Origin of the sequence: Pseudomonas sp. SBB6 (assembly GCF_024213215.1) — a bacterium.
GTDB lineage: Bacteria > Pseudomonadota > Gammaproteobacteria > Pseudomonadales > Pseudomonadaceae > Aquipseudomonas > Aquipseudomonas donghuensis.
On the sequence record NZ_JANAVH010000018.1, the window covers coordinates 25,226 to 49,017 of the forward strand.

The window sequence follows — 23,792 nt, forward strand, 5'->3', positions numbered from 1 at the left end:
GGAAAGTCAGTAAAGAAATTTCAAAAGAAATTTAACCCGTGAACATCAGACGCCGCAGGTGAGCGCCGATTGCCCTTGTTTACGGTCCTTGCCGCTGTTTTCGATGATCGACGCCGTCACCGCAACCTCATCGCCGCTGGCCGACATGTCACCGTCTTCGGTCACCCGGTAGCCCAGTTTGCGAAACAGCGTACGTACCTGATCGGGCGGCGCATCAAAATAGATCCCGTGCCATTCATAGCCGATGAATACCGCCGTGACCTTGATGCCATGGAAGGGCAGGTCGACCGGGTAGCTCACCTCCTCTTCCTGCGCCTCGGCAGGCAGGGCCTGACGCTTGGCAATCGCCTTGTCGAAGTAAGGCTCAAGCGGTGCACCGAACTCGCAGGTGGCGGGGTCGAACTGCACCAGGTTGTCGTCGGCCGCCAGCACCTGAGTGCTGCACAGTCCGAGCAGCAAGGCGCCGGAGAGGGATGAAGCAATACACGCGAGAAAACCACTGGCCATATCCCTGCCTTAAGATCATCGTGAAAGCGCCAGTTTCGTGGAAAAAACCGCTGCCGACAATCGCCCGCCAAGGCACTCAATAGATCAGGGTCAGCCCCGGCAGATCCAGCCGACTGACCTTGAGCTCATCGGTCAGCAGGCCCAGCGCGGCGTCCAGGTTATCCAGACGAAACATGCCGCTGACTTCACGCCGTGCCAGAGCCTGATCGGTGATCAGCAGGTGTCCGGCACGATAGCGATTGAGTTGCGCGGCCACCTCAGCCAGTGGTTCGCGCTCGAACACCAGCACGCCGCGCTGCCAGGCGGTGGCACGACGCACGTCCTGCTCAGGCCACAGGCGAATACCGTGGGTCGTGTCGTAGCGCAGGCTCTGACCTTCCTTGAGCAACTGCTCGCCGCTGCCCGTTTGCGCGGCGTCCTGCAAGGTAACCGCAACACTGTGCTCGAGCATGCCGACCCAGGTGCCGCCATCAGGCTCGGGGCCCACCACGAAACGCGTGCCCAGGGCACGGCTGCTGCCCCCTGCCCGCTCGACCACGAAAGGCCGTTGTTCGGTGCCGGAGACCGGCGCAACGGTAAACACCGCTTCACCGGCCAACAGGCGCACACGACGTTCGCTGTCGCTGTAGGCCAGCTCGATGCCACTGTGACTGTCCAGGTCGACCTGGCTGCCATCGGGCAAACTCACCCGGCGCACTTCACCTTTGGCCGTTGCGTAATCGGCGTGTAATGCCAAGGAAACGCTGGGCAACTGATCCACAGCGACGACCGCCAGCAGCCATGCCGCCGTAGCGCTCAATGCCCAGCGCAAGCGTGAACGGCGTCGGCGCCCGGCCAGTGGACGGGCCACGGCAAGCGACGCCATTGGCGCACCCTGGTCAAGCGAGCCAAGACGGCCAAGGTCGGCCCAGGTCGCCTGGGCAAACGCCAGCGCCTGGGCATGGTGTGGAGCACTGGCCAACCAGCGCGCCAGCGCCTGCTCCTGCTCGGTACTCAACGGGCCGGCGCTGAGCAGCACCGCCCACTCGGCGGCCTGCTCGCGAATGGCTTGCTCTGGCGAGTTCTGGCTGGTCACACGGTTCTCTCGAATTCTGGTTATGTGAGTGCTGACGTCTGAAGGCGCATTTCCCAGTAAACCGTTCGTCATCCTGGTTCCTGCAGACACTGCATCACATAGGCCAAGGCCTTTGCCAGATGCTTCTGCACCGAGCTGTCGGAAATGTCCAGCGCACGCGCCACCTCGGCGTGGGTCATGCCTTCCAGGCGGTTGAGGCGGAACACGTCCTGGGTACGCGGCGGCAAGTCGGCCAGCGCCCTGCGCAGGCGGCGCATGTGCTGTTCAGTGGCGGCATGTTCATCCAGGCCCGGGCGGTCTTCGACGATGGTTTCCAGTGCGTCGTGTGGCACCGAATCGGTCTTGCGCCGTTGCTGCTGACGAACATGATCGATCATCAGGTTGTGCGCAGTGCGATAGAGATAGGCCGGGGTGTTGTCGATCCGTTCATGGCCCTGTTGCTCGGCCAGGCGCAGAAAGCTCTCCTGCACCAGGTCGGCAGCCAGTTGCGGATCACGCACCTTGCGCGTCAACACCCCCTGCAAGGTTTTCGCGTGCTTGAGGAACAGCCGCTTCAAGTCGGACTCCGCCACGCGAACTCCCTGTGGATGGCCGGAAGAAGGCGGTATGCTACTCGCTAGTGAGAATCACTTGCAACTTCACCCCGGCAAGCCTTGCACGCGCCGGGGTGCGCAGGTCACTCGAACAGCGCGTCCAGTGCCTGCTCAAGCCGGGTCACGGCAATCACCTGCAATCCGGGCGGCGCTTCCTTCGGTGCGTTGCCCTTGGGCACGATGGCACGCTTGAAGCCATGCTTGGCCGCTTCCTTCAGACGCTCCTGGCCACTGGGTACCGGGCGTACTTCGCCGGACAGGCCGACCTCGCCAAACACCAGCAGGCCGTTGTCCAGCGGGCGGTTGCGCAGGCTGGACATGATCGCCGCCATCAGCGCCAGGTCGGAGGCCGTCTCCAGCACCTTGACCCCGCCGACCACGTTGAGGAATACGTCCTGGTCGTGGGTAGGGATGCCGCCATGGCGATGCAGCACCGCCAGAAGCATCGCCAGGCGGTTCTGGTCCAGGCCGAGGGTGACCCGCCGCGGGTTGGACAGGTGGCTGTCATCGACCAGCGCCTGTACCTCCACCAGCATCGGTCGGGTGCCTTCCCAAGTGGCCATGACCACACTGCCCGGCACTTCTTCCTGGGCACGCGTGAGAAAGATCGCCGATGGGTTGGAAACTTCCTTCAGGCCACGGTCGGTCATGCCGAATACACCCAGCTCGTTGACCGCGCCAAAACGGTTCTTCACCGCGCGTAACAGGCGCAGGCGGCCGTCGGACTCACCCTCGAAATACAGTACGGTATCGACCATGTGCTCGAGCACCCGCGGCCCGGCCAGCGCGCCTTCCTTGGTCACGTGACCGACCAGGAAGATCGCCGTGCCGCTCTGCTTGGCATAGCGCACCAGCAAGGCCGCACTCTCGCGCACCTGGGAAACGCCGCCGGGAGCCGACTGCAACTGTTCGGTGAAGATGGTCTGGATCGAGTCGATGACCATCACCTTGGGCTTCTCGACCCGCGCCGTGGCGATGATGGTTTCGATGCAGGTTTCGGTCATCACCCGCAGTTTGTCCTGGGGCAGGCCCAGGCGTCGGGCACGCATCGCCACCTGTTGTTGCGACTCTTCGCCGGTGACATACAGCGCCGACATGCGCGTGGCGATGGCGCACAGGGTCTGCAGGAGGATGGTCGACTTGCCGATCCCCGGGTCGCCACCGATCAGCACCACCGAGCCATCGACCAGGCCGCCGCCGAGCACCCGGTCCAGTTCGGCGCTGGCGGTGGTGAAGCGCGGGATTTCTTCGACGCTGACTTCGGCCAGGGTCTTGATCTGCGCCTGTTGCCCGGCCCAGCCGGTGCGCCCGCTGGGGGCCGCGGCGGCGCCGCTTTCCAGCACGGTCTCGACCAGGGTGTTCCAGGCACCGCATTCAGCGCATTGCCCGGCCCATTTCGGGAAGGTTGCGCCGCACTCGGTGCAGCCGTACATGCGCTTGGCCTTGGCCATGGGACGGTCCTCTGGAAAAAGGCACCATCATAGCCGACCTCGACAGCCTGGGCGGGCACAGAAAACGACAAAACTATTCGGTATAACCGCAGTCTGTTGCAGCAGCGCGGAGCATGAAGCGCATAGCTGATTTACACTGCGTTTACCAACCTCATCTGTTACAAGGAATAAACCATGGGCGTGCTCAGTGAATTCAAGGCCTTCGCGGTCAAAGGGAATGTCGTCGATATGGCCGTCGGTATCATTATCGGTGCCGCCTTTGGCAAAATCGTTTCATCTTTCGTAGGTGATGTGATCATGCCACCGATCGGTCTGCTGATCGGTGGCGTCGATTTCAGTGACCTGGCGGTAACCCTCAAAGCCGCCGAAGGCGACATACCGGCTGTGGTAATGGCCTACGGCAAATTCATTCAGACCATCCTCGACTTCATCATCGTCGCCTTCGCGATCTTCATGGGCATCAAGGTCATCAACCGCCTGAAACGCGAAGAAGCCGCCGCACCCACCCTGCCGCCGGTACCCAGCAAAGAAGAAGAGCTGCTCACCGAGATCCGCGACCTGCTCAAGGCGCAGAATCGGCAACCCTGAGTACAGGGATAAAAAAACGGCGCCTGCGGGCGCCGTTTTGCTTGCGGCTTACCAGTAGGTCTCGACGGCTACCTGGCCGGGGCGGCGGCTGAGGCTGAGGTTCATGTCGCGTTGTTTGAGCACTTTGCGGGTGTCATCGATCATCTGCGGGTTGCCGCAGAGCATCACCCGCGAATGTTCCGGAGTCAGCGCCAGGCCTGCTGCGCGTTCCAGTTCGCCATTCTCGATCAGGGTGGTGATGCGCAGGTTCAGGGCGCCGGGATGCTGTTCACGGGTAACGATCGGGATGAACTGCAGCTTGCCGGCAAATTCCGCCAGGTAATCGCGTTGTTCAAGGCCCGCGATCAGTTCCAGGTACGCCAGCTCCCGGGCTTCGCGCACCGAGTAGACCAGCTTGATCGATTCGAAGCGCTCCCACACCTCGAAGTCCTGGAGGATCGACAGGAACGGCGCAATACCGGTGCCGGTTGCCAGCAGCCACAAGTCGCGGCCGTCGACAAAGCGGTCGAGGGTCAGGTAACCAAAGGCCTGGCGATCGATCAGCAGGCTGTCGCCTTCGCCCAGTCGGCTCAGTTCACTGGTGAACTCACCGCCCGGCACCACGATGGAAAAGAAATCCAAGTGCTCGTCGAACGGCGAGGACACCATCGAATAGGCGCGCCAGACCACGCTGCCGTCAGCCTTGGTCACCCCTAGGCGGGCGAACTGGCCGGCACGAAAACGAAAGCCCTGGTCGCGGCTGGTACGCAGGCTGAACAGGCTGGGGGTCAGTGGCTGGACGTCGAGCAGCGTCTGGCGGGTGAACTTTTCAGCACTGGCAGTCATGACTCGCTCCAAAGAAAAGATGGCCCAGTGTCGCGCAAACGCTACGGGATAAACACCGTTGGTTTGTAGTGGCATCGACCAGAGGCGTGGTCAGTGCCAGTGATAGCCCATTGATTTCGAACTGACATCAAACAACTACGCCACTGTGTGCTAAAGAACATCCCTGTCGAAATGTTCACATTTCTATAGCCAAAAAACCCAACAAAATCGTGGGACATTTCCTACACTACTTTCCACCTTTATTCAGTTGTTGGATCCATCAACGAGAGACTGGCCCCATGCCGCACTGGAAAGAACAGCAGCTAGAGCAGTTGCTGGGTGAAACCGACGAACAACGGATGTTTGAGCTCGCGGTTTCCCTGGCCCAGCAATTGGACATGGAGTACCTGGCCTTCGGCATGCGCGTGCAGATCGCGACTCTGGCGCCTCAACTAAGAACCTTCAACAATTATCCCGACGCCTGGAACGAACACTACCAACGCTGCAACTACCTGGACATCGACCCAATCGTCGCCCACTGCCATCGTTCGCTGATGCCGATCCTGTGGTGCGATGACCTGTTTCGAGAGACGCCTCAGTTCTGGGAAGACGCCCAATCCCACGGTCTGCGCCATGGCTGGAGCCAGTCGGCACACGATATACGTCACAACGAGAGCATGCTCAGCGTCGCCCGCAGCCAACAAGCAATCAGCCTCGAAGAACTCTACGACAAGGCCGGTCAGACGATCTGGCTGTGCAACCTGCTGCATACGCTGATGATTGACCGGCAACCGGGGCACGAAACACCGTCCTGCAATTTGTCCGCGCGGGAGACCGAAGTGCTGAAATGGTCTGCCGCCGGCAAAACCGCCGCCGATATCGCCTGCATCCTTTCGCTGTCGCAGAGCACGGTGAACTTTCACATCCGCAGCATCATCAGCAAAACCAACGCGAGCAACAAAGCCGGCGCGATCGCCATTGCGGCGATGCGTGGCCTGATCTGAGCCAACAGCCCCGCCCCCCTGCAAAGCACGGTAGAATCACGGCCCTGTAGAGCGCGCCACGCGCGCACATCAATGCCCCAGAGCCTTACACCATGCCCCTGCTGACCAGCCCTTTCGCCGAACTCGACCTGCTTCGCCAGCCCGAGCAAGCCAACGACCCCCTGCAAGCCTTCGATGCTGCCGACGAATATTTGCTGGAGCACCTGGCCGAGCAGTCACCGACGGCGAGTACCCGGGTGCTGGTGCTCAATGACAGCTTCGGTGCCCTGGCCACCAGCCTGGCCCCCCATGTAGCGGTGCTCAGCAGCGGTGATTCGCACCTGGCGCATCTGGCCCTGGAAAAGAACCTGGTGCGCAACGGCCTGGCCTTCGATGCAGTACCGTTCGTGGCGGCCAGCAAGCCGTGGCAGGGGCCGTTCGACCGGGTGCTGGTACGCGTGCCCAAGACCCTGGCGTTGCTCGAGGAGCAACTGATCCGCCTGCAGGGCCAACTGGCGCCCGGCGCGCAAGTGGTTGCCGGCGCCATGATCAAGCACCTGCCCCGCGCGGCGGGTGATCTGCTGGAGAAGTATATCGGCCCGGTGCAGGCGTCACTGGCGAAGAAAAAGGCTCGGCTGTTGATTGCCACCTTCGAGCCAAAACCGGCGTTCACCTCCCATTACCCGACCCGCTATCAACTCGACGCGCCACGCCTCGAGCTGCTCAACCACGCCAACGTGTTCTGCCGCGAAGGCCTGGATATCGGTACCCGGGCGTTCCTCCCGCACCTGCCCAAAGACCTCGGCGATGCACGGGTCGCGGACCTGGGCTGCGGCAACGGCGTGCTGGCGATCGCCAGCGCCCTGGCCAACCCGCAGGCGCAGTACACCCTGGTCGATGAATCGTACATGGCGGTGCAATCGGCGCTGGAGAACTGGCAGGCGGCGCTGGGCCAGCGTGAAGTCACTGTACGCGCTGACGACGGCCTGGCCGGGCAGCCTGCACAGTCGCTGGATGTGGTGCTGTGCAATCCGCCGTTCCACCAGCAGCAGGTGGTCGGTGACTTCCTCGCCTGGCGGATGTTCCAGCAGGCTCGTGAGGCATTGGTGGTCGGCGGCGCACTGTACATCGTCGGCAACCGTCACCTGGGGTATCACAGCAAGCTGGCGCGCTTGTTCCGTGGGGTCGAGCAGGTGGCGGCGACGCCGAAGTTCGTGGTGCTCAAGGCGCGTAAATAGGCCAGTACCGCGTCGCCTGCATCGCGGGTCAAGTCGGATCGCCGCACCGCCGCTCCCACAGGGCAAAAAAAACCCTCCGCAGCTGACGCTGCGAAGGGCTGTAAATCCGCCGCAAGGCGGGATGGGAAATATCGTTTCAGTGCGTGCTCAGTCCGGCCGCACTCATGAACAGGCGCATCAGCCAGGCCACCAGGGCCAGGCTCACCACACTGCCCACCCAGATCAGCGCCAACCAGCCCAGGCGCTGCCAGAGCGGTTTCTTCTCTTCGTCAATCGTGCCTTTGCCAGTCATTGCCATGCTCCCCTAGTGGTAGCCATCTTCGTGGGTCACCTTGCCGCGGAACACGTAGTAGCTCCAGAAGGTGTAACCGAGGATGAACGGGATGATGAACAAGGTCCCGACCAGCATGAAGCCCTGGCTCTGCGGTGGCGCAGCAGCATCCCAGATCGAGATCGACGGCGGGATGATGTTCGGCCACAGGCTGATGCCCAGGCCGCTATAACCAAGGAAGATCAGCACCAGGGTCAGCAGGAACGGGGTGTAGTGAGCATTACGCGCCACCGCCCGGAGCAAGCCGTAGAGGGTCACCAGCACCAGGATTGGTACCGGCAGGAACCAGAACAGGTTCGGCAGGCTGAACCAGCGCTCGGCAATGTCCGGATGGGCCAGCGGCGTCCAGATGCTGACGATACCGGTCACCGCCAGCAGCACCAGGGCCAGCGGGCGCGCCAGGTCATGCATCTGCAGCTGCAGTTTGCCTTCGGTCTTCATGATCAGCCAGGTGCAGCCGAGCAAGGCGTAGGCGACGATCAGGCCCAGGCCGCAGAACAGGCTGAACGGGGTCAACCAGTCGAGGCTGCCGCCAGCGTAGTTGCGATCGACCACCTTGAAGCCTTCGATGAAGGCGCCCAGCGCCACGCCCTGGAAGAAGGTCGCTGCCAGCGAGCCGCCGATGAACGCCTTGTCCCACAGGTGGCGCTTGGCCGCAGTGGCCTTGAAGCGGAACTCGAAGGCCACACCGCGAAAGATCAGCCCGACCAGCATCAGCATCAACGGCAGGTACAGCGCCGAGAGCACCACGGCGTAGGCCAGTGGGAAGGCGCCGAACAGCGCCGCACCACCGAGCACCAGCCAGGTTTCGTTACCGTCCCAGACCGGGGCCACGGTGTTCATCATCACATCGCGGTCCTGCTCGCCCTTGACGAAGGGAAAGAGAATGCCGATGCCCAGGTCGAAGCCGTCCATGACCACGTACATCATGATGCCGAAGATGATGATGATGGCCCAGATAAGCGGAAGATCAATGCCCATGATTCAGTTCCCCTTGTTCAGGCTGGCGGGCTCGCCATTGTCATGCTCGTCATCGGCGGCGGACAGCGGCCGAGCGGGGGTGCGTTGCTGGCCAGGGCCACCGGGATTGGTCTCGTTGCCTTCACCGGTTTTCGGCCCTTTGCGCACCAGGCGCATCATGTAGCCAAGGCCAGTGCCGAACAGCGCGAAGTAGACCACCACGAACATCACCAGGGTCAGGCCGAGCTGGCCGTAGCTGTGGTTCGAAGCGCCATCGGCGGTACGCATCAGGCCGTAGACCACCCAGGGCTGGCGACCGATCTCGGTGGTGAACCAGCCGGCGAGGATCGCGATCAGGCCGGACGGGCCCATCCACAGGGTCAGGTACAGGAACGGCCGCGAGCTGTAGAGCTTGTCGCTTTTGCGCAGCCACAAGCTCCAGAGGCCGACGAAGATCATCAGCATACCGAGGCCGACCATGACCCGGAACGACCAGAACACGATGGTCGAGTTAGGCCGGTCTTCTTTCGGGAACTCCTTCATCGCCGGCACTTGCTTGTCCAGGCTGTGGGTCAGAATCAGGCTGCCCAGCGCCGGGATTTCCAGCTTGAAGCGGGTGGTCTCGGCCTGCATGTCGGGGATGCCGAAGAGGATCAACGGGGTCGGTTCGCCCGGCACGTTTTCCCAGTGGCCTTCGATCGCAGCAATCTTCACCGGCTGGTGCTTGAGGGTGTTGAGGCCGTGGAAGTCGCCGATCACTGCTTGTACCGGCGCCACGATCAGGGCCATCCACATGGCCATCGACAGCATCTTGCGGATCGCCGGGTTATCGCGGCCGCGCAACAGGTGCCAGGCTGCCGAAGCGCCGACGAAGAACGCCGTAGCAACAAAGGCGGCCGTCGCCATGTGCGCCAGGCGGTAGGGGAACGACGGGTTGAAGATCACTGCGAACCAGTCCACAGGAACGACCACGCCGTTGACGATTTCGTAGCCCTGCGGGGTCTGCATCCAGCTGTTGGAAGCAAGGATCCAGAAGGTCGAGATCAAGGTGCCGATGGCCACCATGACCGTGGCGAAGAAGTGCAGGCCACGGCCGACACGGTTCCAGCCAAAGAGCATGACGCCAAGGAAGCCGGCCTCAAGGAAGAAGGCCGTGAGTACTTCATACGTGAGCAGCGGGCCGGTGACGGAGCCGGCGAAGTCGGAGAACCTGCTCCAGTTGGTGCCGAACTGGTAAGCCATGACCAGGCCGGAGACCACCCCCATGCCAAAGTTGACGGCAAAGATTTTCGACCAGAAATGGTAAAGGTCACGGTAGACGCTGTTGTTGGTTTTCAGCCACAGCCCTTCGAGAACAGCCAGGTAGCTCGCCAGGCCAATGGTGATAGCCGGGAACAGGATGTGAAAGGACACGGTAAACGCGAACTGAATTCGGGCGAGATCTAGAGCCTCTAATCCGAACATAGTGCTTCCTCTGTCAGGTAATCCGGCGTCAGGCGATGGCCTTGGCGCCAACTGCCCCCACGGTAGTTGAGTGCGGCAAGTTGGAATTGTTCTGTAAACATCACATCGCAGGGAATTCGGCCGTCTGGCCCTACCGTTGCAAATGAAACAATTGATCCAGATCAACGGTTGCCTGAAAGGATAGTCCTGAACGGCCTGCGCGCTTGTGTGGTTGATTGCCGCGTGACCGGTTGTCTCACCCCCTTTACCGCGCCCCAAAACAGTGCGCTAACCGCACGCAGGCCGAACTACTCGCAACCTATTGTTACAAAGTGATGATAATCTGCACCGCCGATCCCTTCGCCGAGGCTCTGTTTCGCCGATGTCAGACCCTGTTCTGCTACTGCGTCATCACCGTCCCTTCCTGGCCTTCTGGCTGGCCCGGGTGTTTACCGCCAGTGGTTTCCAGATGCTCACCGTGGCGATCGGCTGGCACCTTTACCAGTTGACCGGCAATGTCCTCGACCTGGGCCTGGTGGGCCTGGTGGAGTTCGCCCCGCGGGTGCTGTTCATGCTGCACACCGGGCACGTTACCGACCGTTATGACCGGCGCCGGGTCGCGGCCCTGTGCCAGAGCGCCCAGGCCATGATCGCCCTGGTGCTGGTGGTTGCCAGCAGCACCAACAGTGTCAGCCGCGAACTGATCTTCCTGTTGGCGTTTTTGCTCGGCAGCGCACGCTCGTTCGAAATGCCGGCAACTCAGGCGCTGCTGCCGAACGTGGTGCCTTCCGAGCTGTTCCCGCGTGCAGTGGCCGCTTCTGCCTCGGCGATGCAGGCAGCAACTATCGTGGCGCCGGCGGTAGGCGGCTTTCTGTATGCCTTTGGCAGCGTCTGGGTGTATGGGCCGACGGTGGCGCTGTACCTGATCGCCTGTGTACTGACCCTGGGCCTGGTCTCCCGTCAGCAACCGGGCAACCAGGGCCGCGCCAGCCTCGAATCGTTGATGGCCGGGATTCGCTTTATCCGCAGCCGCCCGGACATTCTCGGCGCCATCTCCCTGGACCTGTTCGCAGTGCTGCTGGGCGGCGCCACCGCACTGCTGCCGGTGTTTGCCAAGGACATCCTGCTCACCGGCCCATGGGGCCTGGGCCTGCTGCGCTCGGCGCCGGCGGTGGGCGCCTTGCTGATGTCGCTATGGCTGGCGCGCTTCCCGGTGGAGCGCAAGGTCGGGCGGGTGATGTTCACCGCCGTCGGCGTGTTTGGCGTGGCGACCATCGCCTTTGGCCTGTCCACTTCGTTCTGGTTTTCCCTGGCCGTGCTGGCGGTGCTGGGTGCCGCCGACATGATCAGCATGGTGATTCGCGGCGCCTTCGTGCAACTGGAGACCCCGGACGAGATGCGGGGCCGGGTGAGTGCGGTGAACGGGCTGTTCATCGGTGCGTCGAACCAGCTCGGTGAGTTCGAGTCAGGGGTGACGGCGCACTGGTTCGGCACGGTGCCGGCGGTGGTACTGGGCGGGGTCGGGACGCTGCTGGTGACCGGGGTGTGGATCAAGCTGTTCCCGACCTTGGCTGGGCGCGATCATATGCATAAGCAGTAAGGGCCTCATCGCGGGTCAAGCCCGCTCCCACAGTGGGAGCGGCGGTGCGACGACTCGACTTGACCCGCGATAGTCACACCCGCAGCTCAGCTGCCACCCGCTTGCGCAGCGCCCGCCCCGCCACCTGTTCAACCAGCACCAAGGCAAACTCCAACGCCGCTGCCGAGCCCTGCGCGGTGATGCAATTACCATCCACCACCACCGGCTGATCGACAAAGCTGCACCCGGACAAGCCCTGGCTGACACCTGGATCACAGGTCATGCGCCGCTGACGCAACACGCCATAGGCCTGCAGCGCCAAGGGCCCTTCGCCGATCGCGGCAAAAAACTTCCCAGCCTTGGCCTGATCCTTCACCTGCCGCGCCAGCGGATGGTGCGCAGTCATGTGCTGTGCGCCTTTTTCGCCCCCAGGCAAGACCATCAGGTCAAACGGCTGGGCCAGCAGGTCCACCAGCATGCCGTCGGCGGTCAAACGCGTGCCACGGGCACAGGTGAGCATCCGCCGGCCTTCAATGCTGGCCACCACTACTTCCAGTTCGGCGCGGCGCAGCACGTCGATCAGGGTCACGCTTTGCAAGTCATCCACGCCTTCGGCGACTACGATCAGGGCTCTGTGGGTCATCAACTGCTCTCCGCCGGGGTATCTAACAAGCTTAGTCGCTCATAGCGGCAGGGTCAGTTGACACTCATACCCCTTGCGCGCGCGGTAGCCGTCACCACTGTCGACCCAGCCGGTGGCCCGGTACAAGGCCAGGGCGGCGTGGTTGTCCGGGTCCACCGATAGCTGCAGGCAGCGCACCGCGGGCCACAGGTCGCGCACCAGGCCCGGCAATGCCTGCATGCAGAATCGCCCCAAACCACGCCCCTGCAGGCGTCGATCCACCTGCAAGGCATTGATCGTCGCGGCATCGACCCTGGCCCAGGGCGCCAGGAACGCCCCGCGCTGGAGCAACAGGAAGGCACGCGGCACGGCCTCCACCAGCAACGCCACGCCGCGCAGGTCAGGGCTGTCGGTACTGTGCAGGATGTACAGCGCACCGGCCATATCACCGGCATAGCGCTGTTGCTCGGGCTGCACCTGGATGTCGATCAGCCGATCGCGCTGGGCCGGGGTGAGGTCGCGGTAGTCGATCAGTTGCACAGCGTGGTCTCGTGAGGGGGGAACGGCGCAGAACCTGCAGATATCTGCAGTGTATCGCGACATTAATTACCGCTGCCCGAGCATGCTGGTATGATGCGCGGCTTTTTTCCGACCCAGGGAAAAACCACAGTCTCCCGGTACAGTCTGTGCTTTGCTAACTGGGTCGATACATTCACGGCGCCGGGAGCGCCACGGGGAGCAGGCATGCTGGAAAGGCTGTTTCAACTAAAAGCACACGACACCAATGTCCGCACCGAGATTCTCGCAGGCGTGACCACCTTCCTGGCCATGGCCTACATTCTGTTCGTCAACCCGAGCATCCTCGGCGAGACCGGCATGGACAAGGGCGCGCTGTTCGTCGCGACCTGCCTGGCCGCGGCCATCGGCTCGACCACCATGGGCCTGATCGCCAACTACCCGATCGCCCTGGCACCGGGCATGGGCCTGAACGCCTTCTTCACCTACACCGTGGTCCTGCACATGGGCCACACCTGGCAGGTGGCCCTGGGCGCGGTGTTCATCTCGGCCGTGTGTTTCTTCCTGCTGTCGATCTTTCGCATCCGTGAATGGATCGTCAACAGCATCCCGTTGCCGCTGCGTTCGGCGATTGCCGCCGGTATCGGCCTGTTCCTGGCGCTGATCGCCCTGCACAACGCCGGCATCGTCGTCGATAACCAGGCGACCCTGGTGGGCCTGGGCGATCTGAAGAAGCCAGCGCCGATCCTCGCCACCCTGGGCTTCTTCCTGATCGTTGCGCTGGAGGCCATGAAGGTCCGTGGCGCGGTGCTGATCGGTATCCTGGCGGTAACCGTGGCCTCGATCGGCCTGGGCTTCACCCCGTTCAACGGCGTGGTGTCGATGCCGCCGTCGCTGGCGCCGACCTTCCTGGAACTGGACATCAAGGGCGCGCTGGACGTCGGCCTGATCAGCGTGATCTTCGCCTTCCTGTTCGTCGACCTGTTCGACAACTCCGGTACCCTGATCGGCGTCGCCAAGCGCGCCGGCCTGATGCGCAAGGACGGCCACATGCCGAAAATGGGCCGTGCGCTGATCGCCGACAGTACCGCCGCCATGGCCGGCTCCCTGCTGGGCACCTCGACCACCACCAGCTACATCGAATCCGCTGCCGGCGTGAGTGCCGGTGGCCGTACCGGCCTGACCGCCATCGTCGTGGCCATTCTGTTCCTGCTGGCGTTGTTCTTCGCACCGCTGGCCGGTAGCGTGCCGGCCTTCGCCACCGCCCCTGCGCTGTTGTTCGTCGCCGTGTTGATGGCTTCGGGCCTGGCTGAAATAAACTGGGACGACATTACCGAAGCCGCGCCGGTGGTGGTTACCGCCCTGGCCATGCCGCTGACCTACTCGATCGCCAACGGCATCGCCTTCGGTTTCATTGCCTGGACCGCGATCAAGCTGCTCTCTGGCCGTGCCCGTGACCTCAACGCGGCGCTGGTGATCCTCTCGATCCTGTTCGTCATCAAGCTGGGCTGGTTCAACGCATGAGTGCTGTCTTCGATCCTTCGACCTACACCCAACAGCTCGACGCCAAGGTCGCGCGCCTGCGCGAGCTGCTGGCGCCGTTCGCGGCTCCCGAACCTGCGGTGTTCGACTCGCCGCGCGAGCACTATCGCCTGCGCGCCGAGTTTCGCCTGTGGCGCGAGAACGAGCAGCGCTTCTACGCGATGTTCGCCCCGGGCGAGAAGTACACGCCGATCCTGATCGAAGACTTCCCGATTGCCAGCCAGCAGATCAACGACCTGATGCCACGGCTCAAGGCCGCCTGGCAGGCCAGTTCGGCGCTGAGCTTCAAGCTGTTCCAGGTGGAGTTCCTCACCACCCTGGCAGGCGATGCAATGATCACCCTGTGCTACCACCGCCCGCTGGACGAGCACTGGGAAGCCGCCGCGCAACAACTGGCCAGCGACCTGGGCGTGAGCATCATCGGTCGCTCCAAGGGCAAGCGCGTGGTGATCGGCCGCGATTACGCCGTCGAAGAGCTGCAGATTGCCGGGCGCACCTTCCGCTACCGCCAGCCTGAAGGCGCCTTCACCCAGCCCAACGGCGCGGTCAACCAGAAGATGCTCAACTGGGCGTATGAGGCCCTGGGCGAGCGCGAGGACGACCTGCTTGAGTTGTACTGCGGCAACGGCAACTTCACCCTGCCGCTGGCCACCCGGGTACGCAAGGTACTGGCCACCGAGATCAGCAAGACCTCGGTGAATGCCGCCCTGCACAACCTCGACGACAACGCTGTGGATAACGTGCGCCTGGTGCGTTTGTCGGCTGAAGAGCTGACCGAAGCGCTGAACGAGGTCCGGCCATTCCGCCGCCTGGAAGGCATCGACCTCAAGAGCTACCAGTTCGCCAGCGTGTTCGTCGACCCGCCGCGCGCCGGCATGGACCCGGACACCTGCGAGCTGACCCGACGCTTCGACAACATCCTGTACATCTCCTGCAACCCGGAAACCCTGGCGGCGAATATCGCCCAGTTGCACGATACCCATCGCATCGAGCGTTGCGCGTTGTTCGACCAGTTTCCGTATACCCACCACATGGAGAGTGGGGTGTTGCTGGTTCGGCGTTGAAGCTATCGCGGGTCAAGCCCGCTCCTACTGTAGGAGCGGGCTTGACCCGCGATCTGGGCCCTTCAGCCCTGCCCCGAGCACATCAACAACGGCACCACCTGATCCTCATCGGTCAACGCCCCATGGTGCCCCCGCCACTGGCTGGCGTGCTTCTCCACCTCGCTGCGAATGATCCCGCCGGCCCCGCTCGGAATCACGATCAAATCGCCAATCCGCGCTTCCGCCTGGCTGAGCAACACATCGCCGAACAGCCCCTTGGCAATCGCCTGGGCTTTGCTCAGTACCCGGTAATCATCGCCCAGACGGTTCTGCCAACGTTCGTGCACACGGTCCTGCTGGTGCTCGTGGGTATACAGATAACGCGCACGAATATCCCCGGCCATCGCCCGCACGCCCTCCTGGAGCACGGGATCCAGGTCAAAATCATGCACCTGTTCGCTGTCCAGCGCTTGCATGCCGTGATCGGCAATCACCATCATCCGGGCCTGTTCGGGCAAGCGTCGGGCGATGGCCTGGGCCAACTGATCGGCAATCGCCAGTTGCTTGAGCCAACCCTCCGAGCCTGGGCCGAACAGGTGCCCGGCAAAGTCCAGGTCGCCGAAATAGGCAAAACAGAACGCCGGCCCCGGCACCGCCAGGGCGGCGTTGATCAGCTGCGGATAAGCGTCATAGGCCGGTGCCGGGAGGATCGTGCCGGCCTTGTAGATCGCCCGGCTGAAGTCGGAGTTGGCATAGCGCCCGAGCATCACCGTGCTGATGGCGACGCCCTGCGCGGCGGCCTGGCTCCAGGCATCGGCGGGCACGATAAAGGCCTCCGGCGGCGGCGCGACGCTGGCCTGCGCCTCGACCTGCAAGGGCGACGTGGTCCAGGTCAGCGGCGACAGTTCGGTCTGTTCATCCAGGGCAAACCCGCAGCCAACGATGCCGTGGGCACCGCTGCCCAGCCCTGAGGTCACCGAGGCCAGGCTGGTCGCAGTGGTGGCCGGAAACCCGACCTTGAAGTGGCTGTCCGGCTGCATCAATGAGGCAAGAAACGGCGCATGCCGGGCATGCGCCTGCAGCAGGTTCCAGCCCAGGCCATCGATCAACAGCAGGCAGGTGCTGCGCGAATGATCGAGGCGAAAGGCATTGCGAAAACCATGGCCACCCAAGGCGGCGAAGATCGACTGGGTCAGGTTGGCCAGGCCTGGCCAGGTCTCACCCAGTGACTGCAGCTCGTTGATCGGCGTTGCCATGTCTCCCTCCGTGGTCAGGTGCAAAGCAACATGTGTAGCACAGGCTGTGCGATCAGCGCACAGAAAACACATCCGCAGTCCTGCGGCCAATTGACCAAATTAACCATTTGGTACATTTTCTAACTGACGCGCTCCCGCTTCATTACCAAGAACAACAACGGAGTTTTCAGCATGGCTTTGGCCTCCTCTTCCGGCATCCTCGCCGGCCTTATCGGCGCCGGCATCCAGGCCTCGCGCACCCCGGCGCTGCACGAGCACGAAGGCGCCGCGCAAGGCCTGAACTACCTGTACCGGCTGATCGACCTGGATCAGCTCAAGCTCGACAGCAGCGCCCTCGAAGAGCTGCTGACTGCGGCCCAGTACATGGGCTTCACCGGCCTTAACATCACCTTCCCGTGCAAGCAGGCGATCTTGCCACTGCTCAATGAACTGTCGCCGCAAGCCCGGGGCATCGGCGCGGTGAACACCGTGGTGTTCAAGGATGGCAAACGCATCGGCCACAACACCGATTGCCTGGGTTTTGCCGAAGGTTTTCGTCGCGGCCTGGCCGATGCGCCGCGCCGCCAGGTAGTGCAGATGGGCGCAGGTGGCGCCGGGGCTGCAGTGGCCCATGCGCTGCTGGAAGAAGGCGTCGAGCAGCTAACGGTGTTCGATGTCGAACTGGCCCGCGCCCAGGCCCTTGTGGATAACGTGAACCAGCACTTTGCAGGCAGCCGCGCCAGGGTCGGCCATGATCTGCAGAGCGCCATGGCCAGCGCCGACGGCCTGGTCAATACCACGCCCATGGGCATGGCCAAGCTGCCGGGCATGCCGGTGCCCAAGGCGCTGTTGCGGGCTGAACTATGGGTGGCGGAGATCGTTTATTTCCCGCTGGAAACCGAGCTGCTGCGCGAAGCCCGGGCCCTGGGTTGCCGCACCTTGAGCGGAGCGAACATGGCGGTGTTCCAGGCGGTGAAAGCGTTTGAACTGTTCAGCGGAGTGAAGCCGGATGCGGCGCGGATGATCGAGCACTTCAACAGTCTGGGTGACTGAAAAGCATCGCCGGCAACGCCGGCTCCCACAATGGATCTGCATGCGCCGCAACTGTGGGAGCTGGCTTGCCAGCGATGGGCCGCAAAGCGGCCCCGGATCCTCAGGCCTGCAAGAACCTCAGCACCGCCTCGCAAATCATTTGCCGATGCCGTTCCTTGACCGCCTTGTCCTCGAAATCCACCTGGAAGATCTCGCCAAAGGTATGCCGGTTCGACACCCGGTAGAAACAGAACGAGCTGATCAACAGGTGCACATCCAGAGCCTCCAGCCCCTGGCGGAAGACTCCCTCGGCAGCCCCGCGCTTGAGCACTTCATCCAGCGCCGTGAGCACGGTCTTGTTCATCGAACGGATGGCCGAGGAGCGCTTGACGTACTCGCCGTGGTGCATGTTCTCGTTGCAGACGATGCGCACGAAGTCGACGTTGCGATCATGGTGATCGAAGGTGAACTCCACCAGCCGACGGATGCCCAGGCGTGGCTCGAGCTCGGCCAGGTGCAGGTTGCTTTCAGTGCTGCGGATATCGCCGTAGAGCTTCTCCAGTACCTCGACGTACAACTGCTCCTTGCTGTTGAAGTAGTAGTAGATCATGCGCTTGGAGGTTTGCGTGCGCTCGGCGATCGCATCGACCCGGGCGCCAGCCAGCCCCTGCTGGACGAACTCGCTGATTGCCGCCTGGAGAATGTTCTCGCGGGTCTTTTCCGGGTTGTTCTTGCGGCCCTTGCGCGGCGCTTGTTCAGGGGCTGCGCAGAGTGCTGGGGTAGTCGTCATACGGGACTCATGGCCATCGGTTAACCCGGCAATTATGAGCCCCGGGTGCTGAGTAAGGAAGCCTCGCCGCCTGTGCTCTACAACTTGGCCTGCGCCGGCGCGCCGGCACGGGCCTTGGCCATGGCGGCCAGGCGCACGGCGACGTTGGCCGCGCCATAGCCACTGTAGCCGTTACGCCGCTGCAGCACTTCGAAGAAGAAGCGTTCCTCGAACGGCTCGGTATACACATGAAACAGCTCACCACCCTGGGCGTCGCGGTCGTACAGCACGTTGTAGTAGGCCAGTTCGCTGAGAAACTCGTCGTCGAAATCAAAGCGCGCGGCAAGGTCGTCGTAATAGTTGAGCGGGATGTCGAGCAAGGCCACGCCAGATTCCTTGGCCTGTTTGACCGCAGCAAAAATATCGTCGCAATCAAAAGCGATGTGGTGCACGCCCGAGCCCCGGTAATGCGACAGGGCATGGGCAATCGCTGTGTTGCGGTTTTCCGAAATGTTCAGCGGCAGGCGGATCGAGCTGCAGCGGCTGCGCAAGGCGCGGCTCTTGACCAGGCCATAAGGGTCCGGCAGCACGACTTCGTCATCGGCGCTGAAATCCAGCACGCTCTTGTAGAACAGCGCCCAGCTGTCCAGGCCGTCGGCCGGCAAGGCCAGGGCCATATGATCGATGCGGGTCAGGCCCAGGCTGTTGCCCGGTTGTACCTGCACACTGAAGTCGGTGTCATAGATGGTCCGGCCCTGGGCGTCCTGGTCAACCAGGTAGATCAGGCTGCCGTCCGGTGCGCGCACCGCGGCCAGCTCGCGCTCGTTGGGGCCGACCAGGCCACGGTAAGGCTGGCCATGGTAGGCCACGGCACGGGCCAGGGCCTGGGCGCTGTCCTTGACCCGGATCGCCGTGGCGCACAGCGACGGACCATGGCTTTCAAAGAAGTTGTGGGCGAACGAATAGGGTTCGGCGTTGAGGATCAGGTTGATGTCGCCCTGGCGCAGCAGGCTGACATTCTTCGAGCGGTGCACGCCGGCGCGGGTAAAGCCCAGACGCTCCAGCCAGATACCCAGCTTGGCCCCCAGGGCGTCGTCGACGGCAAACTCGAGGAACTCGATACCGTCATAGGCACTGGCAGGCGGTGGGGCGAACAGCAGGTCCTCGCTGGCGGGCGCTACGCGCTCTTGCTCAAGGCGCTGACGGGTTTTTTCTTCCAGATACAACAGCGAGCGCAGGCCATCGGCGGCATTGGCCCGTGGTGGCGCGGCGCGGAATCCATCGTTGAAGATTTCCAGCGACAACGGGCCGCTGTAACCACTGGCCAGGATCGGTGCCAGAAAGCCTGCCAGGTCGAACTCACCCTGCCCCGGGAAGCAGCGAAAATGCCGGCTCCACTCCAGCACGTCCATGGCCAGGATCGGTGCATCGGCCATCTGCACGAAGAAGATCTTGTCCCCCGGCACTTGGGCGATGGCCCGTGGATCGCCCTTGAGCGACAGGGTGTGGAAACTGTCGAGGATCATCCCAAGGCTGGCATGGTCAGCGGTTTTGACGATGTCCCAGACCTGCTCCCAGGTGTTCACATGGCGGCCCCAGGCCAGGGCTTCGTAGCCGATGCGCAAACCACGGGCACCGGCCCGTTCAGCCAGCAGGCGCAGGTCGTCCACCAGCACCTGGCGCTCTGCAAGGGAGTCGGCAGCGACGTTGCTGCACACCAACACCAGATCGGTGCCCAGCTCCTGCATCAAATCGAATTTGCGCTCGGCCCGCTCCAGGTTGCGCGCCAGGCGATCGCGGCGGCAGCCCTCGAAGTCGCGAAACGGCTGAAACAAGGTAATTGCCAGGCCCAGGTCGGCGCAGCGCTGGCGAATTTCGCGCGGGCTGCCGGCGTAGTACAGCAGGTCATTTTCAAAGATCTCGACCCCATCGAAGCCCGCGGCGGCGATGGCTTCGAGTTTTTCTGGCAAAGTACCGCTCAAGGATACGGTGGCGATCGAACGCTGCATTATTCTGGCTCCGATGGGCAGGCAAAAACCGGGTAGAGGAATTATTGGCGTTGAGCAATTTTTGCTCAATAAAAAAGGTACGAACTAGTTAGTTTTGTGTTCGATTATCGCCCAAAATAGCGTTCAATGAATTGACCCTTTTTTGACCACAGGCGCACCATTTCGACACGGGGCAAGTGACCCACGAGCCAAAAGCTCCCCGCCACCTGCCAACTACTCGACTGCCGAACACCTCGGCGACCGTTGCGTTGCGTTCCACCCCAAGGCTTGACCCATAAACATAAAAATACGGGTAACCCGCGATGATCCACTCTCAATCCACCCGCATGGCCCAGCCTCTGGGCAGTACTCAGCACGCAGGCATCGGCGATAAGCTGCGTGGCGCCATGGCCGTCGGCAAGACCCGTTGGGTCATGCTCGCCCTGGTGTTCTTCGCCACCACCTTGAACTACATCGATCGCGCCGCTCTCGGCGTGATGCAGCCGATCCTGGCCAAGGAAATGAGCTGGACGGCGATGGATTACGCCAACATCAACTTCTGGTTCCAGGTCGGTTACGCCATCGGCTTCGTGCTCCAGGGCCGCTTGATCGACCGGGTCGGCGTCAAGCGCGTGTTCTTCTGCGCCGTGCTGCTCTGGAGCCTGGCCACCGGCGCCCACGGCCTGGCGACCTCGGCGGTGGGCTTCATGGTCTGCCGGTTCATCCTTGGCCTGACCGAAGCGGCCAACTACCCGGCCTGCGTCAAGACCACCCGCCTGTGGTTCCCGGCCGGTGAACGGGCGGTGGCCACCGGCATCTTCAACGCCGGCACCAACGTCGGCGCCATGTTCACGCCGATGCTGCTGCCGTTGATCCTCACCGTCTGGGGCTGGCAAGCAGCGTTCATGGGCATGGGCGCGCTGGGCCTGGTGTGGGTGGTGTTCTGGGGCCTGAAGTACTTCAACCCCGAAGACCACCCTAGCGTCAGCAAGGAAGAACTGGCCTATGTGCAAGGCGAAGCAGAACCGGATCAGGCTCGCGTGCCGTTCTCACGCATCCTGCGCATGCGCGGTACCTGGGCCTTCGCCCTGGCGTACTCGGTGACCGCGCCGGTGTTCTGGTTCTACCTGTACTGGCTGCCGCCGTTCCTCAACCAGCAATACAGCCTGGGCATCAGCGTGACGCAGATGGGTATCCCGCTGATCGTCATTTACCTGAGTGCGGATTTCGGCAGTGTCGGCGGTGGCATTCTCTCCTCGTTCCTGATCGGCCGCGGCATGGCCCCGGTCAAGGCACGGCTGTTGTCGATGCTGCTGTTCGCTATCACCATCATCGGCGTGATCTTCGCCGCCGGCGCCAGCAGCCTGTGGGTCGCGGTACTGGCGATTTCCCTGGCGATCGCCGCGCACCAGGCCTGGACCGCCAACATCTGGAGCCTGGTGATGGACTACACACCCAAGCACATGATGAGCACGGTGTTCGGTTTCGGCGGCATGTGCGCGGCCATCGGCGGCATGTTCATGACCCAGTTGGTCGGCTACATCCTCACCACCACCAACAACAACTACACCCTGCTGTTCACCATGATCCCGGCCATGTACTTCATCGCCCTGACCTGGATGTACTTCATGGCCCCACGCAAGGTGCCGAAAGTCGAGGCCTAACGGCGCCTCTGCAACCAGGCGGCGCCCAGGCCGCTCAGGCAGATCAAGGCAATCCCCACCAGCCCGGCCATGTCCGGGCTGTGTCCGAACAGCACCAGACCGAGAATCCCGGCGAACACGATCTGGCAGTAGCTGAACGGCGCCAGCATGGCCGGTGGCGCATGGCGAAAGGCCTGGGTCAGGAACAGGTGCGCAGTCATCCCACACGTGCCCAGGGCTACGGCCATCAGGCCGTGGATCAGGCTCGGGGTCTGCCAGAACATCGGCACCACGGCGCTCATCACCAGGGTGTTGAGCAGGCCAGTGAAGAAGTTGCTGGTGGTCGGGCTATCGGTGCCGCTGAGTTTGCGCGTCAGCAACTGGTAGAAGCAGAAGCACAACGCTGAGCCGAACGGCAGCAATACCGCCGGGGTGAACAACGCCCCACCCGGATGAATGATCACCGTCACCCCGACGAAACTCACCAGCACCGCCACCCACTGCCCACGCGTGACCTTCTCGCCCAGCAGCGGCAGCGACAGCGCCGTCACCAGCAAGGGCGCAAGGAAGTTGACCGCAGTGGCCTCAGCCAGCGGTATGTACTGCAAGGCCGTGGTGAACAACAGGCTGGTGCCCAACAGGCACAATGCGCGCAAGGTCTGCAGCCCCGGCCTTCGGCTACGCAGCACGCGCAGGCCCGATTGCGGCAGGAAGATCACCATCATCAGCAGGGTGTGCACCAGATAGCGTGCCCACACTACCCAGAGAATCGGATAAAAACCCGCCAGGTACTTGGACAAGGCATCGTGGCTGGCGAACAGAAAAGTCGCCAGCACTACCAGGGCAATGCCCTTGAGCGGTTGGCTGACAGCATCGAGCGCAGTGGGACGGGGCATCGGTAAAGGCTCGCAGGTTCAGAGTTGACGGAGCAGCTGACAGGTTTTGTCCAGGGCCATCTGCGCCCGCTGCAAAGCACTCAGGCCCTGGTCGCGGACAGGGATTTCCAGGCTCAGTGCAATGTTCTGCGGCAGGCTACGCAACAGGCCGGGCAAATCGCAATTGCCGTCACCGGGAAAACGCCGCTCGTTGCGCGCCTGGCGCAGGATTTCAGCCATGTCGTCCGGGCGCGGGCCGGCCACGTCGCACAACTGCGCATAGCGTAGCCGCGAGGCCGGGACCTGGCGCAATTCCTCCAGCGAGGAAGCCGAGCGGTCGAAGTGAAAGGCGTCGACCAACACCCCGCCATTGTCGCGCCCGGCCTGTTCGACGATACGCCAGGCCTGGGTGAGGTTCTTGGCGTCGGTCCAGGGCATGAACTCCAGGTGTGGGTGCAGGCCGTATTGCCCGGCCAGGTCACACAGGGCGGCGAAGTTGTCGGCCTGGCGTTGTTCATCGGGGTCGTTGCCGGCGACCAGCAGCTCGCTGGCGCCAAACTCGGCGCCCACCGCCAGCAGGGTCTCGAAGTCGGCCACGCGGGTGTCGGGTTTGAGCCGCAGGATCTCCACATCCAGCACCTTGATGCCGGTGTCGCGCAGGCGCGCGGCAGTCTGGCGACGCAGGCCAGCGTCGGCCACCAGCGGAAAGTGGTGCTCCTCGGCCGTGGCCGGCTCCAGACGCAGGCCGACATGGCTATAGCCGGCGCGGGCGGCGACCTCGACCATGTCCACAGGCGACAGCTCGAGTACCGTCAGGGCGGCGAGGGACATCACGCGTTGCGTCATTGTTGTTGTCTCGGCGGGTTGAATTTGGAAATATTTAGAACCCAGTTCCAATTTCAATGCAAGCGAAAAAACGACACTCATCGCTGGCAAGCCAGCTCCCACAGGTTCGGTGTATGCAGTACCTGTGGG

The 23,792-nt window shown here is 62.9% G+C and carries 23 protein-coding genes; 8 read left to right on the top strand and 15 right to left on the bottom strand.

Features of this window, described 5'->3' with window-relative positions; genetic code table 11:
• Positions 1-45 precede the first annotated feature (45 nt).
• From NLX68_RS24900 to radA, 4 genes are all read right to left on the bottom strand, one after another.
• Positions 46-507 (bottom strand): hypothetical protein, encoded by a 462-nt coding sequence (locus NLX68_RS24900; protein WP_254286258.1) that lies wholly within the window; start codon positions 505-507, stop codon positions 46-48.
• 76 nt (positions 508-583) lie between these two features.
• Positions 584-1,582: a FecR domain-containing protein gene (locus NLX68_RS24905; RefSeq protein ID WP_254286259.1), complete on the bottom strand. Its 999-nt coding sequence runs from the start codon at positions 1,580-1,582 to the stop codon at positions 584-586.
• 68 nt (positions 1,583-1,650) lie between these two features.
• Positions 1,651-2,154, bottom strand: a complete 504-nt coding sequence (locus NLX68_RS24910) for an RNA polymerase sigma factor (RefSeq protein ID WP_254286260.1) — start codon at positions 2,152-2,154, stop codon at positions 1,651-1,653.
• Positions 2,155-2,258: 104 nt separating this feature from the next.
• The gene (gene radA, locus NLX68_RS24915; protein WP_010226418.1) at positions 2,259-3,626 is read right to left on the bottom strand and encodes a DNA repair protein RadA; all 1,368 of its coding nucleotides are present in this window, start codon (positions 3,624-3,626) and stop codon (positions 2,259-2,261) included.
• Between the two features lie 174 nt (positions 3,627-3,800).
• Between radA and mscL the strand changes: the two genes are divergently transcribed.
• Entirely contained in the window at positions 3,801-4,214 is a 414-nt protein-coding gene (gene mscL / locus NLX68_RS24920; protein ID WP_010226419.1) for a large-conductance mechanosensitive channel protein MscL, read from the top strand.
• 48 nt (positions 4,215-4,262) lie between these two features.
• Here the strand turns inward: mscL and NLX68_RS24925 are convergent, their stop codons facing one another.
• Entirely contained in the window at positions 4,263-5,039 is a 777-nt protein-coding gene (locus tag NLX68_RS24925; protein WP_254286261.1) for a ferredoxin--NADP reductase, read from the bottom strand.
• Between the two features lie 278 nt (positions 5,040-5,317).
• Between NLX68_RS24925 and NLX68_RS24930 the strand changes: the two genes are divergently transcribed.
• Together NLX68_RS24930 and NLX68_RS24935 are read left to right on the top strand one after the other, a co-directional pair.
• The gene (locus NLX68_RS24930; protein WP_254286262.1) at positions 5,318-6,022 is read left to right on the top strand and encodes an autoinducer binding domain-containing protein; all 705 of its coding nucleotides are present in this window, start codon (positions 5,318-5,320) and stop codon (positions 6,020-6,022) included.
• Positions 6,023-6,114: 92 nt separating this feature from the next.
• A complete protein-coding gene (locus tag NLX68_RS24935) occupies positions 6,115-7,239 on the top strand; it encodes a methyltransferase (RefSeq protein ID WP_254286263.1) in 1,125 nt (374 codons plus the stop codon).
• A 136-nt stretch (positions 7,240-7,375) separates the two neighbouring features.
• Here NLX68_RS24935 and NLX68_RS24940 read toward each other — a convergent pair whose 3' ends face one another.
• The 3 genes from NLX68_RS24940 to NLX68_RS24950 are packed head-to-tail and all read right to left on the bottom strand — an operon-like array spanning position 7,376 to position 9,994.
• Positions 7,376-7,531 (bottom strand): DUF2474 domain-containing protein, encoded by a 156-nt coding sequence (locus NLX68_RS24940; protein WP_254286264.1) that lies wholly within the window; start codon positions 7,529-7,531, stop codon positions 7,376-7,378.
• Positions 7,532-7,543: 12 nt separating this feature from the next.
• On the bottom strand, positions 7,544-8,551 hold the full coding sequence (gene cydB / locus NLX68_RS24945) for a cytochrome d ubiquinol oxidase subunit II (protein WP_254286265.1): 1,008 nt from the start codon (positions 8,549-8,551) through the stop codon (positions 7,544-7,546).
• Between the two features lie 3 nt (positions 8,552-8,554).
• A complete protein-coding gene (locus NLX68_RS24950; RefSeq protein WP_254286266.1) occupies positions 8,555-9,994 on the bottom strand; it encodes a cytochrome ubiquinol oxidase subunit I in 1,440 nt (479 codons plus the stop codon).
• A gap of 361 nt (positions 9,995-10,355) precedes the next feature.
• Between NLX68_RS24950 and NLX68_RS24955 the strand changes: the two genes are divergently transcribed.
• Positions 10,356-11,573: an MFS transporter gene (locus NLX68_RS24955; protein ID WP_254286267.1), complete on the top strand. Its 1,218-nt coding sequence runs from the start codon at positions 10,356-10,358 to the stop codon at positions 11,571-11,573.
• A gap of 73 nt (positions 11,574-11,646) precedes the next feature.
• Here the strand turns inward: NLX68_RS24955 and NLX68_RS24960 are convergent, their stop codons facing one another.
• Positions 11,647-12,195: a DJ-1 family glyoxalase III gene (locus NLX68_RS24960; protein WP_254286268.1), complete on the bottom strand. Its 549-nt coding sequence runs from the start codon at positions 12,193-12,195 to the stop codon at positions 11,647-11,649.
• Between the two features lie 39 nt (positions 12,196-12,234).
• Positions 12,235-12,714, bottom strand: coding sequence for a GNAT family N-acetyltransferase (locus NLX68_RS24965; protein ID WP_254286269.1), 480 nt, complete (start codon positions 12,712-12,714; stop codon positions 12,235-12,237).
• Between the two features lie 204 nt (positions 12,715-12,918).
• Here NLX68_RS24965 and NLX68_RS24970 point away from each other — a divergent pair, with 204 nt between their 5' ends.
• Positions 12,919-14,214, top strand: coding sequence for an NCS2 family permease (locus tag NLX68_RS24970; protein WP_010226435.1), 1,296 nt, complete (start codon positions 12,919-12,921; stop codon positions 14,212-14,214).
• Positions 14,211-15,296, top strand: a complete 1,086-nt coding sequence (gene trmA / locus NLX68_RS24975; protein WP_036993770.1) for a tRNA (uridine(54)-C5)-methyltransferase TrmA — start codon at positions 14,211-14,213, stop codon at positions 15,294-15,296. Before NLX68_RS24970 ends, trmA begins: the two co-directional genes overlap by 4 nt.
• Before the next feature lie 62 nt (positions 15,297-15,358).
• On the opposite strand, the gene NLX68_RS24980 is transcribed toward trmA, so the two are convergent.
• Complete coding sequence (locus tag NLX68_RS24980; protein WP_254286270.1) at positions 15,359-16,531, bottom strand: alkaline phosphatase family protein; 1,173 nt, start codon at positions 16,529-16,531, stop codon at positions 15,359-15,361.
• A 177-nt stretch (positions 16,532-16,708) separates the two neighbouring features.
• Here NLX68_RS24980 and NLX68_RS24985 point away from each other — a divergent pair, with 177 nt between their 5' ends.
• On the top strand, positions 16,709-17,563 hold the full coding sequence (locus NLX68_RS24985) for a shikimate dehydrogenase (protein WP_254286301.1): 855 nt from the start codon (positions 16,709-16,711) through the stop codon (positions 17,561-17,563).
• A 100-nt stretch (positions 17,564-17,663) separates the two neighbouring features.
• On the opposite strand, the gene NLX68_RS24990 is transcribed toward NLX68_RS24985, so the two are convergent.
• Together NLX68_RS24990 and quiC are read right to left on the bottom strand one after the other, a co-directional pair.
• A complete protein-coding gene (locus NLX68_RS24990) occupies positions 17,664-18,332 on the bottom strand; it encodes a TetR/AcrR family transcriptional regulator (protein WP_254286271.1) in 669 nt (222 codons plus the stop codon).
• Positions 18,333-18,409: 77 nt separating this feature from the next.
• Entirely contained in the window at positions 18,410-20,320 is a 1,911-nt protein-coding gene (quiC, locus tag NLX68_RS24995) for a 3-dehydroshikimate dehydratase QuiC (protein ID WP_254286272.1), read from the bottom strand.
• A gap of 326 nt (positions 20,321-20,646) precedes the next feature.
• On the opposite strand from quiC, the gene NLX68_RS25000 reads away from it, so the two are divergent.
• Positions 20,647-21,963, top strand: coding sequence for an MFS transporter (locus tag NLX68_RS25000; protein WP_254286302.1), 1,317 nt, complete (start codon positions 20,647-20,649; stop codon positions 21,961-21,963).
• On the opposite strand, the gene NLX68_RS25005 is transcribed toward NLX68_RS25000, so the two are convergent.
• Together NLX68_RS25005 and NLX68_RS25010 are read right to left on the bottom strand one after the other, a co-directional pair.
• Positions 21,960-22,838: a DMT family transporter gene (locus NLX68_RS25005; protein ID WP_254286273.1), complete on the bottom strand. Its 879-nt coding sequence runs from the start codon at positions 22,836-22,838 to the stop codon at positions 21,960-21,962. The two genes, NLX68_RS25000 and NLX68_RS25005, sit on opposite strands and share 4 nt — an antisense overlap.
• Before the next feature lie 18 nt (positions 22,839-22,856).
• Positions 22,857-23,663 (bottom strand): sugar phosphate isomerase/epimerase, encoded by an 807-nt coding sequence (locus tag NLX68_RS25010; protein WP_254286274.1) that lies wholly within the window; start codon positions 23,661-23,663, stop codon positions 22,857-22,859.
• Between the last annotated feature and the right edge of the window lie 129 nt (positions 23,664-23,792).

Bases quoted from the DNA above. Each gene is read 5' to 3' on its own strand.
- NLX68_RS24900 (WP_254286258.1), bottom strand. From the start codon at position 507: ATGGCCAGTGGTTTTCTCGCGTGTATTGCTTCATCCCTCTCCGGCGCC.
- radA (WP_010226418.1), bottom strand. From the start codon at position 3,626: ATGGCCAAGGCCAAGCGCATGTACGGCTGCACCGAGTGCGGCGCAACC.
- mscL (WP_010226419.1), top strand. From the start codon at position 3,801: ATGGGCGTGCTCAGTGAATTCAAGGCCTTCGCGGTCAAAGGGAATGTC.
- NLX68_RS24925 (WP_254286261.1), bottom strand. From the start codon at position 5,039: ATGACTGCCAGTGCTGAAAAGTTCACCCGCCAGACGCTGCTCGACGTC.
- NLX68_RS24930 (WP_254286262.1), top strand. From the start codon at position 5,318: ATGCCGCACTGGAAAGAACAGCAGCTAGAGCAGTTGCTGGGTGAAACC.
- NLX68_RS24935 (WP_254286263.1), top strand. From the start codon at position 6,115: ATGCCCCTGCTGACCAGCCCTTTCGCCGAACTCGACCTGCTTCGCCAG.
- NLX68_RS24940 (WP_254286264.1), bottom strand. From the start codon at position 7,531: ATGACTGGCAAAGGCACGATTGACGAAGAGAAGAAACCGCTCTGGCAG.
- cydB (WP_254286265.1), bottom strand. From the start codon at position 8,551: ATGGGCATTGATCTTCCGCTTATCTGGGCCATCATCATCATCTTCGGC.
- NLX68_RS24950 (WP_254286266.1), bottom strand. From the start codon at position 9,994: ATGTTCGGATTAGAGGCTCTAGATCTCGCCCGAATTCAGTTCGCGTTT.
- NLX68_RS24955 (WP_254286267.1), top strand. From the start codon at position 10,356: ATGTCAGACCCTGTTCTGCTACTGCGTCATCACCGTCCCTTCCTGGCC.
- NLX68_RS24960 (WP_254286268.1), bottom strand. From the start codon at position 12,195: ATGACCCACAGAGCCCTGATCGTAGTCGCCGAAGGCGTGGATGACTTG.
- NLX68_RS24970 (WP_010226435.1), top strand. From the start codon at position 12,919: ATGCTGGAAAGGCTGTTTCAACTAAAAGCACACGACACCAATGTCCGC.
- trmA (WP_036993770.1), top strand. From the start codon at position 14,211: ATGAGTGCTGTCTTCGATCCTTCGACCTACACCCAACAGCTCGACGCC.
- NLX68_RS24980 (WP_254286270.1), bottom strand. From the start codon at position 16,531: ATGGCAACGCCGATCAACGAGCTGCAGTCACTGGGTGAGACCTGGCCA.
- NLX68_RS24990 (WP_254286271.1), bottom strand. From the start codon at position 18,332: ATGACGACTACCCCAGCACTCTGCGCAGCCCCTGAACAAGCGCCGCGC.
- quiC (WP_254286272.1), bottom strand. From the start codon at position 20,320: ATGCAGCGTTCGATCGCCACCGTATCCTTGAGCGGTACTTTGCCAGAA.
- NLX68_RS25000 (WP_254286302.1), top strand. From the start codon at position 20,647: ATGGCCCAGCCTCTGGGCAGTACTCAGCACGCAGGCATCGGCGATAAG.
- NLX68_RS25005 (WP_254286273.1), bottom strand. From the start codon at position 22,838: ATGCCCCGTCCCACTGCGCTCGATGCTGTCAGCCAACCGCTCAAGGGC.
- NLX68_RS25010 (WP_254286274.1), bottom strand. From the start codon at position 23,663: ATGACGCAACGCGTGATGTCCCTCGCCGCCCTGACGGTACTCGAGCTG.